The following is a 13,620-nucleotide window of genomic DNA, read 5'->3' as shown; positions in this document are numbered from 1 at the left end:
GCGACAAGGTATGGAGGACGGACTATGGGCAACGAGGTTCTGGAATCGGTACGCGCCCTGCTGCCGGCCATCGGGAAGAGGGCCGTCACGACGGACGAGGCACGGCGCATCCCGCCCGCCACGATCCGTGAGCTGTCCGGGGCCGGGGTGTTCAGGATGCTCCAGCCGTCCCGGTTCGGCGGCCTGGAGAGCGATCCGGTGGATTTCTACCGGGTGGTGCGGGAGATCTCCGCGGTGTGCTGCTCCACGGGCTGGGTGGCATCCGTCCTGGGCGTCCACCCGTGGCAGCTCGGCCTGTTCCCCGAACGGGCGCAGAGGGACGTGTGGGGCGAGGACCCGGACACCCGCATCTCCTCCTCCTACGCACCCGTGGGCCGGCTCACCCCCGTCGACGGCGGCTACGAGCTGGCCGGCCGGTGGAGCTTCTCCTCGGGCTGCGAGCACGCCTCGTGGGCGCTGCTCGGAGCCCTCGTCGTCGGGGCGCAGGGCCGGCCGGTGGACTTCCTCACCGTGCTGGTGCCCCGGGCCGACTACCGCATCGAGGACATGTGGGACGTGGTCGGGCTCCGCGGAACCGCGAGCAACGACGTCGTCGTCGAGACGGCGTTCGTCCCCGCGCACCGGGTCCTGCGCAACTACGAGCAGGCCCAGCTGAAGGTGCCGGGGCAGCAGGTCAACCCGGGGCCGCTGTACCGGCTGCCGTTCGGCGCGATCTTCACCAGCGCGGTCACCGCACCGGTGCTCGGGGCCGTCTCCGGCGGCTACGCCTCGTACGTGACGCGCATGAAGGAGCGGGTGCGACTCAGCCTGGGCGGCGGGAACTTCGCCGAGGACCCGTTCGCCCAGGTCGCCATCGCACGGGCCGCCTCCGACATCGACGCGACCGTGCTCCAGATGGACCGGAACATGCGCGAGCTGCTCGAACTCGCCTCCGCCGGGCAGGAGATACCGATGGAGCTGAGGCTGCGCACCCGGCGCGACCAGGTCCGGGGCACCGAACGGGCGGTCGCCGCCATCGACCTGCTCTTCAAGACCGCCGGCGGCAACGCGCTGCGGCGCGGCAACCCCGTCGAACGCGCCTGGCGCGACGCCCACGCGGGCAGCGTCCACGTCGCCAACGACGTGGAACGCGCCCTCGCGATGTACGGGCGCGGAGCGTTCGGCCTGACGGTCGAGGACAACCTGGTCTGATCCGCGGTCGCCCGCAGGTCAGCCCTCCCGGGCACGGAGCGCCCCTCGCGCCGGGAGCGTGACGGCGAGCAGGGCGAGGCCCACCGCGACGGCGGCGAAGGACCCGTACGCGAGCGGGGGCACGTACGGGGTCTCACCGGTCAGGCCGCGCACCATCGGGAAGAGGGTGGCCGCGGCGATGGCCGTACCCAGGACGACGCCCGCCACCGCCACCAGCAGGCCCTCCCAGCGCAGCATGTCCATCACCTGACGCCTGGTGGCCCCGACGAGACGGAGCATGCCGAGCTCGCGGCGGCGGTCCAGGACGGTCATCACGAGGGTGTTGACGGCGGCGATCGCGGCGAAGCCGCCCAGGACCCCGGCCATCGTGTAGTTGGCCCAGGCGTTGAGTGCGCGGTCGGCGGTCTCCTCGACCGCGTAGCCGGACGCGTCGGTGACCGTGCCCAGCGGAACGAGGGCCTTCGCGTCTGCGCCGCGTACCAGCAGCGTGGTGGCGAAACCGGACGTGACGTGGCCGGTCAGCGAGGCGCGGTCCATGGTGACGGCGGCGAGCCCGAGCCCCCGGCCGTACACGGCGATGATCTCGGGGCTGGTCCTGGTGCCGTCCGGCAGGTACATCGGCAGCCTGTCGCCCACTTCCACCTTCGCCGACATCGCGAGCGTCCTGTCGATGGCGATCCGGCCCGGCCCGAGCCGGTCCAGGCCGCCGCTGCGCACATCGAGATCCTGCACCCGAGCGAGCTGCGCGCCGGAACCGGTGACGCCCTGGACCGACGAGCCCTGGAGCCACCGGTCGCCGCCCGAGCCGACGGGCACGAGCACCTGCGTGTCGAGCAGGCCCACCGCCGCGTCCACTCCTGGCGCGCGGGCTGCCCGGCCGACGGCGTCGGCGGGCAGCCCGGCAGGGTGGGTGACGACGTGGTCCGCGGTCACTCCGGCGCGCAGCTGCCCGGCCGCGGCATGGCTCTCGCTCGTGTGCATGAAGGCGAGCGTCGAGGCGAAGGCCATGGCCAGCACGATCGGTGTGATGGCGGAGGCCAGCCGACGGGCGTTCGTACGGGAGTTGGCGGCGGCGAGCGCGGCCGGGGCGGCGCCGTGGACGTCCAGCGCGAGCCCGGCCAGCGCGGCGCACAGCCGCGCCACCAGCGGGCCCAGCAGCGCGACGGCGAGCATGAACAGCATGACGACACCGAGCGCGGCGTTGGCCGCGTCGTCCCCGGCCGAACGGGCGGCGAAGACGGTGAAGAACCCGCCGCCGACGAGGGCGCCCAGCCCCAGCACGGTACGGATCACGCCGGGACGCAGCCGCTCCACCGACGCCTCGGCCAGTGCCCGGCCCGGCTTGATCCTCGCCGGCCGGCGCCCGGCGGCCCAGCCTGCGACGAGCGCGGTCAGCAGCCCGGTGCCGATGGCGACGACGAGCGGGATCCAGGAGACCCGCAGGTCCACCGCGTCCGGGACCGCGCCGCGGTCCTTCAGCTGAGCGAACCACCAGTGCGCGAGTCCGATGCCCGGCAGGCAGCCGACGGCCCCGGCCAGGGGCGCGACGAGCAGCGCCTCGGAGGCGACCGCGCGGCGGATCTGGCGCGGGGTGGCGCCGACGGCCCGCAGCAGTGCGAACTCCCGGGCGCGCTGGCCGACGGAGAGGGCGACCGTGCCGGACATCGTGAAGACGGCGACCAGGGCGGCGATCGAGCCGAACGAGCCCCCGAGCCCGGTGAGGGTTTCCTTGGCGTAGGCCAGCCCGTGGTTCTCGACGGCGCCGCGGCCCTCGCCCGTGCGGACCTCGGCTCCCGTGCCGGCGAGCGCCTTCCGCACACCGGCGGCGACAGCCGTGCTGTCCGCGGGGGAGGCGCCGTCCTTCGCCAGGACGGCGATGGCATCGGCCTTGCCGGGATGCCCGGCGAGTACGGGTGACTGCACGTCGGCGAACCAGCCCGTCGCCCTCCCGGCCGCGTCGCCCGGACCCGCGCCCGCCAGCCCGGACACGCGGAAGTCCGCCCGGCCGGCCGCGGTTTCGAGCGCGACGGTGTCACCGACGCCGGCCTTCGCCGCGTGAGCGGCCGCCGCGTCGAGCACGACCTCGCCCGCCCGGGGTGCGGCACCGGAGGTGAGCGCGGTGCCGGTGAAGGCGTGCGATCCCCAGCCGTGGCCCGTCAGCGCGCCCTCGCCCAGGCGCACCGGGAACTCGAAGTCCGGTACCGCCGCCGCGACGCCCGGCACGCGGGCAGCCTCGCCGGCCAGCGCGGTGTCCACACGAGCCGTGTCCGGCAACGGGTTCGCCGACTCGGACCGGCTGTCGCCGCTGCCCGTGACGAGGCGGGCGTACTGGTCCGCGGCGACGACGACCGGTGCCCGTGCGTACCGCTGGGCCGGCACCGACGCGCGGGCGCCCGTCTCCAGCAGGATCCCGCAGGCCGAGACGATCAGCGCAGCCATCATCAGCGCCACGAAGGTGCCGGCGAACGACGCGGGCTTGAAGCGGACGGCCGCGCGGGCGAGGCCGTTGGGGGTGAGCCGCCTCATGCCGCGATCCCCGTCAGCGGGCCGGGGCGGGAGGCCAGAGCGGCCATGCGCGCTCCGATCTGTGCCGCCGAACCCCGGTCGAGGGCGCCGGCCAGGACGCCGTCGGCGAGGAAGAGCACGCGGTCGGCCCAGGCGGCCGCCGCCGGGTCGTGCGTGACCATGACGACGGTGGCTCCGAGGGTGTCGACGGCATGCCGGAGCAGGCCGAGGACCTCGGCGGCGGTGACGGTGTCGAGGGCGCCGGTGGGCTCGTCGGCGAAGATCACGTCGGGGGCGGTGATCAGGGCGCGGGCGATGGCCACGCGCTGCTGCTGGCCGCCGGAGAGCTCACCCGGCCGGCGCTTCGCCCTGTCGGCGAGGCCGACCCGCGCCAGGACCGCCTCCGCCCGGCGACGGTCCTGGCGTTGCCCCGCGAGACGCATGGGGAGCAGCACGTTCTGTTCCACGGTCAGCGAGGGCAGCAGGTTGAAGGCCTGGAAGACGAAACCGATACGGCTGCGGCGCAGCTCGGTGAGCTTGTTCTCGCCCATGCCGGTGATCTCCGTACCGCCCAGGCGCACCGAGCCCGCAGACGGCCGGTCGAGGCCGGCGGCGCACTGCAGGAACGTGGACTTGCCGGACCCGGACGGGCCCATGACGGCGGTGAACGTACCGCGCGGCAGAACCAGATCGATGCCCGCGAGAGCGTGTACGGTGCCGGCGCCGCGGCCGTACCGCCGCCGCACGCCGCGCAGTTCGACGGCGGGACCGGTCGCACCCTGTGAGGCCTCCGTTTGCTCGCCCGTCTCCTGTCGTCTGCCGCCGCGCAGCCTCATGTCCGTCCTCTCGCGATCCTTCGAGCCGATGACTCCGACGCTACGGATCACGGCGGGGGCGGACCATGGCGACTGCCGGAGGATCAGAGGTGGGGATAACCCGAGGCCGGGCCTTGTCCCTCGTCAGGGACGGGGACAAGGCCCCGGCCGGTCCCGGTGCTCACCGGCCGCCGGAAGCGCCGCGGCTCGCCGGCCCGTCGGCGCCCGGTCGATCAGCCCGCGCCCGGCCCCGTCCCGGGCGTCCCGCGGCGCTCACTCCGGTCCGGCGGCCGACTTCGCCGCGAGGTAGCGGGCGGGGAACTCCCCGCCGCCGTGCACCGCGAGGTCCGCACCGCTGATGTACCCGGACAGACCGCCCGCGAGGAACAGACAGGCGTGGGCGACGTCCGTGGGCACGGCCATCCGCGCCATCGGGATGACGCCCGCCACCGCCGCGCCGCCGTCCGGACCGTAGACCGACGCGGCGCTCTCGGTGCGGATCAGACCCGTGGTGATGTGGTTGACCCGGACCGCCGGTGCCCATTCCAGGGCCAGCGCCTTCGTGAGGGCCAGCAGACCGGCCTTGGCGGCCGTGTAGGCCGCGGTGCCCGGCTGCGGGTCCTGGCCGGAGACGCTGCCGATGTTGATGACCGAACCGCCGCCGTCCTGGGCCCGCATGACGCGGTGGGCGGCCTGCGCCACGTAGAACGGCGCGAGCAGGTTGAGCGCGACGATCTTCTCCACGAAACGCGGCGAGACGGTGGCGGCGTCGGCGTCCGGGGAACCGCCCGCGTTGTTGACCAGCACGTCGAGCCGGCCGAAGCGTTCCACCGCCGCGTCCACCAGCGAGGACGCCGCGGCCGGATCGCGCACGTCGGCCGGGACGAAGACCGCCTCCCGGCCCCCGGCCGCGGGCAGGACCTCCGGGGTGCTGCGGCCGCAGACCACCACGTCCGCCCCGGCACCGAGAAACGCCCCGGCAATGGCGGCGCCGATTCCCTTGGTGCCGCCGGTGACCAGCACCACGTGTCCCGTGAACTCCAACGGCATTCCGGTGTCCATGTGTTGCGCCCCTTCCTCTGTCTGATGAGATCTGCTCAGTGGCTGGTCAGGCCGAGCCCGGCGGCGAGCCGTGCCCGGTGGAGGGCCGGCGGCCCGAACAGCTCGCCGGACCCGTGCGCCCGTTTGAAGTAGCGGTGCGCGTCGTGCTCCCAGGTGATCCCGATCCCGCCGTGCAGCTGGATCATCTCGCCGGCCACCGCCGCGAACGCCTCGGAGCAGACGGACTTGGCGACGGCGGCGGCCCGTGGCAGCGCGCCCGGATCCTCGTCGGCGGCGAACGCGGCACCGAGCGCCGCCGAACGCGCCGACTCCACCAGCACGTAGGCATCCGCCAGCCGGTGCTTGACCGCCTGGAACGAGCCGATGGCCCGTCCGAACTGGACCCGGGTCCTGGCGTAGTCGACGGTGAGCTCCAGACAGCGCTCGGCCGCACCCACCTGTTCCGCGGCCAGTGCCGTGCAGGCCAGATCCCGCACGTGCTCCAGATACCGTCCGCCGTCTCCGGCCGCGCCCAGCAGGCGCGCCTCGGCGCCGTCCAGTACCCACCGGGCCTGGGCCCGGGTCCCGTCCATGGTGACGACGGGCTCCCGGCGGACCCCGGGGGCATCGGGCGCCACCTCGAAGAGCGCGACCCCGTGTGCCGTACGGGCGGCGACGAGCAGGACGTCCACGCCCGGCCGGTCCAGCACGTGTTCCTTGGTCCCGGTGATCAGCCAGGCGCCGCCGGAGGGCCGTACCGCCTCGGCGCGTATCGCCTCGTGGTCCCAGGAACCCCGTTCGGCCCAGGCCAGGGCGCCCACCGTGGTGCCTTCGGCAAGCCCCGGCAGCAGCCGCCCGCACGCCTCCTTGTCCCCGGAGGCCAGCAGAGCGCCCGTCGTGAGGACCGCGGAGCCCAGACAAGGCAGCGGACTCAGGGCCCGGCCCAGCTCCTCCATCAGCACATGGACATCGCGCGCGCCGCCGCCGGCCCCGCCGTACTCCTCGGGCACCGCCAGACCCGCCGCGCCGATCTGTCCGGTCAACGGCTCCCAGGCAGCCTCGGCATGATGCTGCGCCAGCAACGCCCGTACGGCGGACCGCAGTTCCGCCTGCTCCTCGGTGAGCCTCATCGGGCAACTCCCATGACGCGGGCCCGGCAGGCGGCCGGGGTGCCCCACGCGTCCCGCAGGGGGCGGGCCTTGCGGATCCACAGGGACAGGTCGAGCTCATCGGTGTAGCCCACGGCGCCGTGCAGTTGCAGGGCCGTGCGCGCCGCCGCGTACGCGGCCTCGCCCGCCGTGACCTTGGCCGCGGCGATGTCACCGCCCGCGCCCTCGTCGCCCGCGGCGAGCGCGAGCGCGGCGCCGTGCACCAGCGGCCCGGCGAACTCCAGGGCCAGCAGCGTGTCGGCCAGCCGGTGCTTGACCGCCTGGAAGGAGCCGATATGCACCCCGAACTGGGAGCGCTGGGTGACGTATTCGACGGTGCGGGCCAGCAGGGTCCGGCCGGCCCCGAGGGCCTGGGCGGCCGTGGCGAGCGCGGCCACATCCGCGGCGTACCGGGCGGCGGCCGCCACCGCGGGCCCCTGGGCGAGGACCGCGCCCTCCGAAGGCCGCGACAGTCGCCGCGCGGGGTCCGCCGAGGGCTGCACGCTCCCCGTCCCGCCGGCGAGGCGCAGGATGTCGCCGTCCACCACGAACACCGCGTCGGCCATGTCGGCGTCCAGGGCGTACGGGCCGAGCGAGGTCACACAGAGGGAGAAGGCCGACTTCCCGGAGGCGATCGCGGGCAGCTTGGCGGCGGCGATGCGGTCGTCGCCGAGCCGGTCCAGCAGGGCCGCCGCGGCCACCGTCTCGACCAGGGGTCCGGGGACCGCGTGGCGCCCCAGCGCCTCGAAGGCGAGGGTGAGTTCGAGCGGGAGGGGCCCGAACCCCTCGTACTTCTCCGCGACCGCGAGCGCGAAGACTCCGGCCTCGGCCAGCCGGGCCCAGACGGCACGCCCCGGGACGTGGTCTCCGGCCGCCCAGGACCGCACGACGGCCGGGGTGTCGCAGGAGGCGAGCAGGGCGTCGAGGGAGCGGGCGAAGTCCCGCTGCTCGGCGTCCAGGAGGAAACGCATCAGCGGCGTCCCTTCGGCAGGCCGAGCAGCCGCTCGGCGATGATGTCGCGCTGGATCTCGTTGGTGCCCGCGTAGACGGGACCGGCCAGCGAGAAGGTGTATCCCTCGGACCAGCTGCCGTGGTCCGGCGACTGGGTCGCGTGGTCGGCGAGTTCGCCGTACGGGCCGAGCAGGTCGAGCGCCGTCTCGTGGAGGGCGATGTCGAGCTCGGACCAGTAGATCTTGTTGAGGCTGGAGACGGCTCCGGCGGGCCCGCCGTCGCCGTGCAGGACCTGGGAGGCGCCCGCGTAGGAGAACAGCCGGTAGGCGCGGGCCCCGATCACCGCGTCGGCGACCCTGTCCCGCAGGGCCGTGTCCGCCGGGTCGCCGTGCTCCCGCCACAGGGCCGTCAGGCGGTCCGCGGCGGCTGTGAAGCGGCCCGGGCTGCGCAGGGTGAGCCCGCGCTCGTTGCCGGTGGTGCTCATCGCGACCCGCCAGCCCTGACCGGGCTCACCGATGACGTCCTCGTCGGGTACGAACACCTCGTCCAGGAAGAGTTCGGCGAAGGCGGGCTTTCCGTCGAGCCGCCCGATGGGGCGTACGGTCACGCCCTCGGCGTCCAGCGGGAACATCAGATACGTGAGCCCCCGGTGCGGCCGGTCCGCGTCCGGGTCGCTGCGGAACAGGCCGAAGGCCCGGTCGGCGAAGGCCGCCCGCGAGGACCAGGTCTTCTGGCCGCTGAGCAGCCAGCCGCCCTCGGTCCGTACGGCCCTCGACTTCAGCGAGGCCAGGTCCGAGCCGGACTCCGGCTCGGACCAGGCCTGCGCCCAGATGACCTCACCGCGCGCCATCGCGGGCAGTACCCGGGCCCGCTGTTCGGCAGTGCCGTTCTCGAAGAGCGTCGGGGCGAGCAGGTTGATGCCGTTCTGGCTGACCCGGCCCGGAGCGCCTGCGGCGTAGTACTCCTCCTCGAAGATCATCCAGTGGAGCAGCGAACTTCCGCGCCCGCCGAACTCCCCGGGCCAGGAGACCACCGACCAGCGGTCCGCGGCCAGGGCCGCCTCCCACTCCCGGTGTGCGGCGAAGCCCTCGGCGGTCTCCAGGGACGGCAGCGGAGCGGCCGGGACGTGGGCGGCCAGCCAGTCGCGTACCTCGGTACGGAACGCCTCGTCGGCCGCGTCGAAATCGAGGTCCATCAGGCGCCCGCCTTCTTCATCGCCCGGATGTCCATGCCGCCGAGTGCGTCCGGTGCGGTCTCGGCGTTGTGCGCGTGCGCCAGGTGGTGCAGGCCGAACACCGAGTCCATCCCGGTGTGCATGCCCTGGAGGTCCTCGGCCTGGTTGACCGCGCGCTTGGTGAGCGCCAGGCCCATGCGCGGCATTTCGGCGATCTTCAGCGCCAACTCCTCCGTACGAGCGGCCAGTTCCTCCCGCGGTACGACCCGGTTGACCATGCCGACCTCGTACGCGCGCTGCGCGCTCATCCGGTCACCGGTGAAGAGGAACTCCTTGGCGATCCGTGGCGGCATCACCCACGGGTGGGCGAAGTACTCGACGCCCGGGATGCCCATCCGGACCACCGGATCGGCGAAGAATGCGTCCTGCGAGGCCACGATCAGGTCGCACACCCAGGCCAGCATCAGACCGCCCGCCACGCATGCGCCCTGGACGGACGCGATGACGGGCTTGGGCAGTTCCCGCCAGCGGCGGCACATCCCCAGGTACACCTCGGACTCGCGGGCGAAGCGGCTCTCCGCTCCTTCCTTGTCCGAGTGGTCCCACCAGAGTCCGGCCCGGCGCTCGAACGGCAGATGCGCGTCCCGCTCGGGGGTTCCGATGTCGTGGCCGGCCGAGAAGTGCTTGCCCGCCCCGGCCAGGACGACGGTCTTCACCTCGCTGTCGTCGGCCGCGCGGTAGAACGCCCGGTCCAGGGCGTAGGTCATCGCGGAGTTCTGCGCGTTGCGGTAGTCGGGCCGGTTCATGGTGACCGTGGCGACAGGGCCCCGCTTCTCGTAGCGCACCGGTTCGTCGTGGGCAGCGGACATCGGCCCCTCCTTCCCTAACAAGTGTTTGGTAGATTAACGTACCCCCATGAGCAGCGTCGAGGAGTTCCGCACCGAGATCCGCGGCTGGCTGGCCGCCAACCTCACCGGCGCCTTCGCGGGCCTCCGGGGCCGCGGCGGACCCGGCCGTGAGCACGAGGCATTCGCCGAACGGCTCGCCTGGGAAAGGCACATGGCGACCGAGGGCTGGACGTGTGTGGGCTGGCCCGAGGAGCACGGCGGCCGGGGCGCGACCATCGAGCAGCAGGTCGCCTTCCACGAGGAGTACGCACTGGCCGACGCTCCCGCCCGGGTCAACCACATCGGGGAGCAGCTGCTCGGCCCGACCCTGGTGGCGTTCGGCACACCCGAGCAGCAGGCCCGCTTCCTGCCGCCGATCGTCGCCGTCGAGGAACTGTGGTGCCAGGGCTACAGCGAGCCGGACGCCGGATCCGACCTGGCGAACGTACGGACCAGGGCCGAGCGGGACGGCGAGGACTGGGTGGTCACCGGGCAGAAGACCTGGACGTCACTCGCCCACGAAGCCCAGTGGTGCTTCGTCGTCGCCCGCACCGAGTCCGGCTCGGCCCGCCACGCGGGCCTGTCCTACCTCCTGGTCCCGCTCGACCAGCCCGGTGTGGAGATCCGGCCGATCCGGCAGCTGACCGGCACCTCCGAGTTCAACGAGGTCTTCTTCGACGGTGCCCGCACCGGCGCGGCGGACATCGTCGGCGAACCGGGCGACGGCTGGCGGGTCGCCATGGCCACCCTCGGCTTCGAACGCGGCGTATCCACCCTCGGCCAGCAGGTCGGCTTCCGGCGCGAACTGGAGACCCTCATCGGCCTGGCCCGGCAGAACGGCGCCGCGGACGACCCGCTGATCCGCGACCGGCTCGCCCGCGCCTGGACGGGCCTGGAGACCATCCGGTTCAACGCCCTGCGCATGCTCGACGGCGTCACGGCGGGAGCCCCGGGGCCCGAGGCGTCCATCGGGAAGATCTTCTGGGCCACCTGGCACCGCGAACTCGGCGAACTCGCCATGGCCGTCCTCGGTGCCGGCGGCATGACCGCCCCCGAAGCACCCTACGAACTCGACGACTGGCAGCGGCTGTTCCTCTTCTCCCGCTCCGACACCATCTACGCCGGATCCAACGAGATCCAGCGCAACATCATCGCCGAGCGCGTCCTCGGCCTGCCCAAGGAGATCCGCCCGTGACCCCCCAGCCGCCCTACGTACCGGGCCACTCCCTCCTGGCCGGACGCACCGCCGTGATCACCGCAGCCGCGGGCGCCGGAATCGGCGGAGCGACCGCCCGCAAGTTCCTGGAGGAGGGCGCCCGGATCGTCATCGGCGACGCCCACGAGCGCCGCCTGAAGGAGAGCGCCGCCGCCCTGGCCGAGGAGTTCGGCGCGGACAAGGTCGCCGCCCTGCCCTGCGACGTCACCGACCAGCGGCAGGTCGACGCCCTGTTCGCGCTCGCCGCCGAACGCCACGACGGGCTCGACATCGTCGTCAACAACGCCGGTCTCGGCGGCACGGCCGACCTCGTCGACATGACCGACGACCAGTGGTCCAAGGTCCTCGACGTCACCCTGAACGGCACCTTCCGCTGCACCCGCACGGCTCTGCGCCACTTCAAGGACCGCGACACGGGCGGCATCGTCGTCAACAACGCCTCCGTCGTCGGCTGGCGCGCCCAGCGCGGCCAGGCCCACTACGCCGCCGCGAAGGCCGGAGTCATGGCCCTCACCCGCTGCGCCGCGCTGGAGGCGGCCGACTTCGGCGTACGCGTCAACGCGGTCGCCCCGAGCCTGGCCATGCACCCGCACCTGGTGAAGGTGACCACCCCGGAGCTGCTCGCCGAACTCACCGAACGGGAGGCCTTCGGCCGGTACGCGGAGCCCTGGGAGATCGCCAACGTCATCGTCTTCCTGGCCAGCGACTACTCCTCGTACATGACGGGCGAGACCGTCTCCGTCAGCAGCCAGAGGGCGTGAACGCGATCACCGGGACCGCCAACGCCCGGCGGCGCGCCGAACTCCTGGCGACCGCCGCCGAGGTGTTCGCCGCCCAGGGCTACAACGCCACCACCGTCCGCCGCATCGCGGACGAGGCGGGGATGCTCGCGGGCAGCCTCTACTACCACTTCGACTCCAAGGAGTCGATGCTCGACGAGATCCTCTCGGCCTTCCTGGACGAACTGTGGACCGGCTACGACACCGTCCTCGCCGCCGGACTGGGGCCGCAGGAGGCCATCGGGGCGCTCGTCATCCAGTCCTTCCGGCAGATCGACCGGCACGGCCCGGCGGTGGCCATCTACCAGCGGGAGTCCCGGCACCTGTCCGCCCAGCCGCGCTTCGCCTATCTCGCCGACTCCCAGCTGAAGTTCGAGAACGCCTGGCTGCGCACCCTGGAGCGCGGAGTGGCCGAAGAAGCCTTCCGCGGCGACCTGGACGTGCGGCTGGTCTACCGATTCGTGCGCGACACCGTCTGGGTGGCCGCCTCCTGGTACCGCCCCGGCGGCACCCACAGCCCGGAGGAGATCGCCCGCCAGTACCTGTCGATGGTCCTCGCGGGCATCACCACCAGGACCTGATCCACCCTCACCTCTCATACGAAGGAGCAGTCATGGCCGAGGCCTACATCGTCGAAGCGGTACGCACCCCGGTCGGGCGGCGCAAGGGCGGCCTGTCCGCCGTCCACCCCGCCGACCTCGGGGCCCATGTCATCAAAGCACTGGTCGAACGCAGCGGCATCGACCCGGCCGCGGTCGAGGACGTCGTCTTCGGCTGCCTGGACACCGTCGGCCCGCAGGCCGGGGACATCGCCCGCACCGCCTGGCTCGCCGCGGGCCTTCCCGAGGAGGTGCCCGGCACCACCGTCGACCGGCAGTGCGGCTCCTCCCAGCAGGCCGTCCACTTCGCCGCCCAGGGCGTCATGTCCGGCACCCAGGACCTGGTCGTCGCGGGCGGCACCCAGAACATGTCGATGATCCCCATCGCCTACGCCAGCCGCCAGGCCGCCGAACCCCTGGGCCTGACCGAGGGCCCGTACGCCGGCTCCGAGGGCTGGCGCGCCCGTTACGGCGACGCACCGGTCAACCAGTTCCACGGCGCCGAGCTCATCGCCGAGAAGTGGGGCATCTCCCGCGAGGACATGGAGCACTTCGCGCTCCGCTCGCACCAGCGGGCCGCCCGCGCCATCGACGAGGGCCGGTTCACCCGCGAGATCGCCGCCTACGGGGACGTGGCGGTGGACGAGGGGCCGCGCCGTGACACCTCGCTGGAGAAGATGGCCGGCCTCAAGCCCGTCGTCGAGGGCGGCCGGCTGACCGCCGGAGTCTCCTCACAGGTCTCCGACGGGGCCTCGGCGCTGCTCATCGCCTCCGAGCGGGCGGTCGCCGAGCACGGCCTCACACCCCGGGCCCGCATCCACCACCTCTCCGTGCGTGGCGAGGACCCGATCCGGATGCTGTCGGCCCCGATCCCGGCGACGGCGTACGCGCTGAAGAAGGCCGGGATGTCCATCGACGACATGGACCTGGTCGAGATCAACGAGGCGTTCGCCCCGGTCGTCCTGGCCTGGCTGAAGGAGACCGGTGCCGACCCGGACAAGGTCAACGTCAACGGCGGCGCCATCGCGCTCGGCCACCCGCTGGGCGCCACCGGCACCAAGCTGATGACGACGCTGTTGCACGAACTGGAGCGCACCGGTGGCCGTTACGGTCTCCAGACCATGTGCGAGGGCGGCGGCCAGGCCAACGTCACCATCATCGAACGCCTCTGACGGAACGGACAGCCGGCCGGACCGGCTCCGCTTCGCGGGGCGGTCCGGCATGTGCCGTCATCCCCGGGCGAGTGCCCCGAACGCCTCCTGGCTGCCACCGCACCGAGGTCCGCTGATCCCCACGAGATGGCGGGGAGGGGCC

12 protein-coding genes are annotated in these 13,620 nt (G+C 73.3%); 5 read left to right on the top strand and 7 right to left on the bottom strand.

The genetic code is table 11. The annotated features are described in order from the left end of the window. The first annotated feature begins 24 nt into the window (after nt 1–24). The gene (gene hsaA / locus ACIQMX_RS25300) at nt 25–1,191 is read left to right on the top strand and encodes a 3-hydroxy-9,10-secoandrosta-1,3,5(10)-triene-9,17-dione monooxygenase oxygenase subunit (RefSeq protein WP_363070675.1); all 1,167 of its coding nucleotides are present in this window, start codon (nt 25–27) and stop codon (nt 1,189–1,191) included. 18 nt (nt 1,192–1,209) lie between these two features. Here hsaA and ACIQMX_RS25295 read toward each other — a convergent pair whose 3' ends face one another. The 7 genes from ACIQMX_RS25295 to ACIQMX_RS25265 form a co-directional block, all read right to left on the bottom strand. Continuing rightward, nucleotides 1,210–3,717 carry an FtsX-like permease family protein gene (locus ACIQMX_RS25295; protein ID WP_402481327.1) on the bottom strand — a complete coding sequence of 836 codons (2,508 nt, stop codon included), beginning with the start codon at nt 3,715–3,717 and terminating at the stop codon, nt 1,210–1,212. Further along, a complete protein-coding gene (locus ACIQMX_RS25290; RefSeq protein ID WP_402481324.1) occupies nt 3,714–4,532 on the bottom strand; it encodes an ABC transporter ATP-binding protein in 819 nt (272 codons plus the stop codon). Before ACIQMX_RS25290 ends, ACIQMX_RS25295 begins: the two co-directional genes overlap by 4 nt. Before the next feature lie 252 nt (nt 4,533–4,784). Further along, a complete protein-coding gene (locus ACIQMX_RS25285; RefSeq protein ID WP_402481321.1) occupies nt 4,785–5,573 on the bottom strand; it encodes an SDR family oxidoreductase in 789 nt (262 codons plus the stop codon). A gap of 35 nt (nt 5,574–5,608) precedes the next feature. After that, nucleotides 5,609–6,682 (bottom strand): acyl-CoA dehydrogenase family protein, encoded by a 1,074-nt coding sequence (locus ACIQMX_RS25280; protein ID WP_402481318.1) that lies wholly within the window; start codon nt 6,680–6,682, stop codon nt 5,609–5,611. Beyond that, the gene (locus ACIQMX_RS25275; RefSeq protein WP_402481315.1) at nt 6,679–7,671 is read right to left on the bottom strand and encodes an acyl-CoA dehydrogenase family protein; all 993 of its coding nucleotides are present in this window, start codon (nt 7,669–7,671) and stop codon (nt 6,679–6,681) included. The genes ACIQMX_RS25280 and ACIQMX_RS25275 overlap by 4 nt, the downstream gene beginning before the upstream one ends. Next, nucleotides 7,671–8,846, bottom strand: a complete 1,176-nt coding sequence (locus tag ACIQMX_RS25270) for an acyl-CoA dehydrogenase family protein (RefSeq protein WP_402481313.1) — start codon at nt 8,844–8,846, stop codon at nt 7,671–7,673. Before ACIQMX_RS25270 ends, ACIQMX_RS25275 begins: the two co-directional genes overlap by 1 nt. Further along, nucleotides 8,846–9,694, bottom strand: coding sequence for an enoyl-CoA hydratase (locus ACIQMX_RS25265; protein WP_402481310.1), 849 nt, complete (start codon nt 9,692–9,694; stop codon nt 8,846–8,848). The genes ACIQMX_RS25270 and ACIQMX_RS25265 overlap by 1 nt, the downstream gene beginning before the upstream one ends. Before the next feature lie 46 nt (nt 9,695–9,740). Here ACIQMX_RS25265 and ACIQMX_RS25260 point away from each other — a divergent pair, with 46 nt between their 5' ends. From ACIQMX_RS25260 to ACIQMX_RS25245, 4 genes are read left to right on the top strand one after another with little or no spacing between them, the layout of a single operon-like run. Further along, complete coding sequence (locus ACIQMX_RS25260) at nt 9,741–10,907, top strand: acyl-CoA dehydrogenase family protein (protein ID WP_402481307.1); 1,167 nt, start codon at nt 9,741–9,743, stop codon at nt 10,905–10,907. After that, nucleotides 10,904–11,689 (top strand): SDR family oxidoreductase, encoded by a 786-nt coding sequence (locus tag ACIQMX_RS25255; RefSeq protein ID WP_402481304.1) that lies wholly within the window; start codon nt 10,904–10,906, stop codon nt 11,687–11,689. Before ACIQMX_RS25260 ends, ACIQMX_RS25255 begins: the two co-directional genes overlap by 4 nt. Further along, nucleotides 11,686–12,288 carry a TetR/AcrR family transcriptional regulator gene (locus ACIQMX_RS25250; protein WP_402481302.1) on the top strand — a complete coding sequence of 201 codons (603 nt, stop codon included), beginning with the start codon at nt 11,686–11,688 and terminating at the stop codon, nt 12,286–12,288. Before ACIQMX_RS25255 ends, ACIQMX_RS25250 begins: the two co-directional genes overlap by 4 nt. Nucleotides 12,289–12,320: 32 nt before the next feature. Continuing rightward, on the top strand, nt 12,321–13,478 hold the full coding sequence (locus ACIQMX_RS25245; RefSeq protein WP_402481299.1) for an acetyl-CoA C-acetyltransferase: 1,158 nt from the start codon (nt 12,321–12,323) through the stop codon (nt 13,476–13,478). Nucleotides 13,479–13,620: the final 142 nt, after the last annotated feature.

This window comes from Streptomyces sp. NPDC091416, assembly GCF_044756845.1.
In the GTDB taxonomy this organism is placed as follows: domain Bacteria; phylum Actinomycetota; class Actinomycetes; order Streptomycetales; family Streptomycetaceae; genus Streptomyces.
This window is presented reverse-complemented; position numbering and strand designations above follow the sequence as displayed.

Bases quoted from the DNA above. Each gene is read 5' to 3' on its own strand.
- ACIQMX_RS25275 (WP_402481315.1), bottom strand. From the start codon at position 7,671: ATGCGTTTCCTCCTGGACGCCGAGCAGCGGGACTTCGCCCGCTCCCTC.
- ACIQMX_RS25285 (WP_402481321.1), bottom strand. From the start codon at position 5,573: ATGGACACCGGAATGCCGTTGGAGTTCACGGGACACGTGGTGCTGGTC.
- ACIQMX_RS25295 (WP_402481327.1), bottom strand. From the start codon at position 3,717: ATGAGGCGGCTCACCCCCAACGGCCTCGCCCGCGCGGCCGTCCGCTTC.
- ACIQMX_RS25280 (WP_402481318.1), bottom strand. From the start codon at position 6,682: ATGAGGCTCACCGAGGAGCAGGCGGAACTGCGGTCCGCCGTACGGGCG.
- ACIQMX_RS25265 (WP_402481310.1), bottom strand. From the start codon at position 9,694: ATGTCCGCTGCCCACGACGAACCGGTGCGCTACGAGAAGCGGGGCCCT.
- ACIQMX_RS25245 (WP_402481299.1), top strand. From the start codon at position 12,321: ATGGCCGAGGCCTACATCGTCGAAGCGGTACGCACCCCGGTCGGGCGG.
- ACIQMX_RS25290 (WP_402481324.1), bottom strand. From the start codon at position 4,532: ATGAGGCTGCGCGGCGGCAGACGACAGGAGACGGGCGAGCAAACGGAG.
- hsaA (WP_363070675.1), top strand. From the start codon at position 25: ATGGGCAACGAGGTTCTGGAATCGGTACGCGCCCTGCTGCCGGCCATC.
- ACIQMX_RS25260 (WP_402481307.1), top strand. From the start codon at position 9,741: ATGAGCAGCGTCGAGGAGTTCCGCACCGAGATCCGCGGCTGGCTGGCC.
- ACIQMX_RS25270 (WP_402481313.1), bottom strand. From the start codon at position 8,846: ATGGACCTCGATTTCGACGCGGCCGACGAGGCGTTCCGTACCGAGGTA.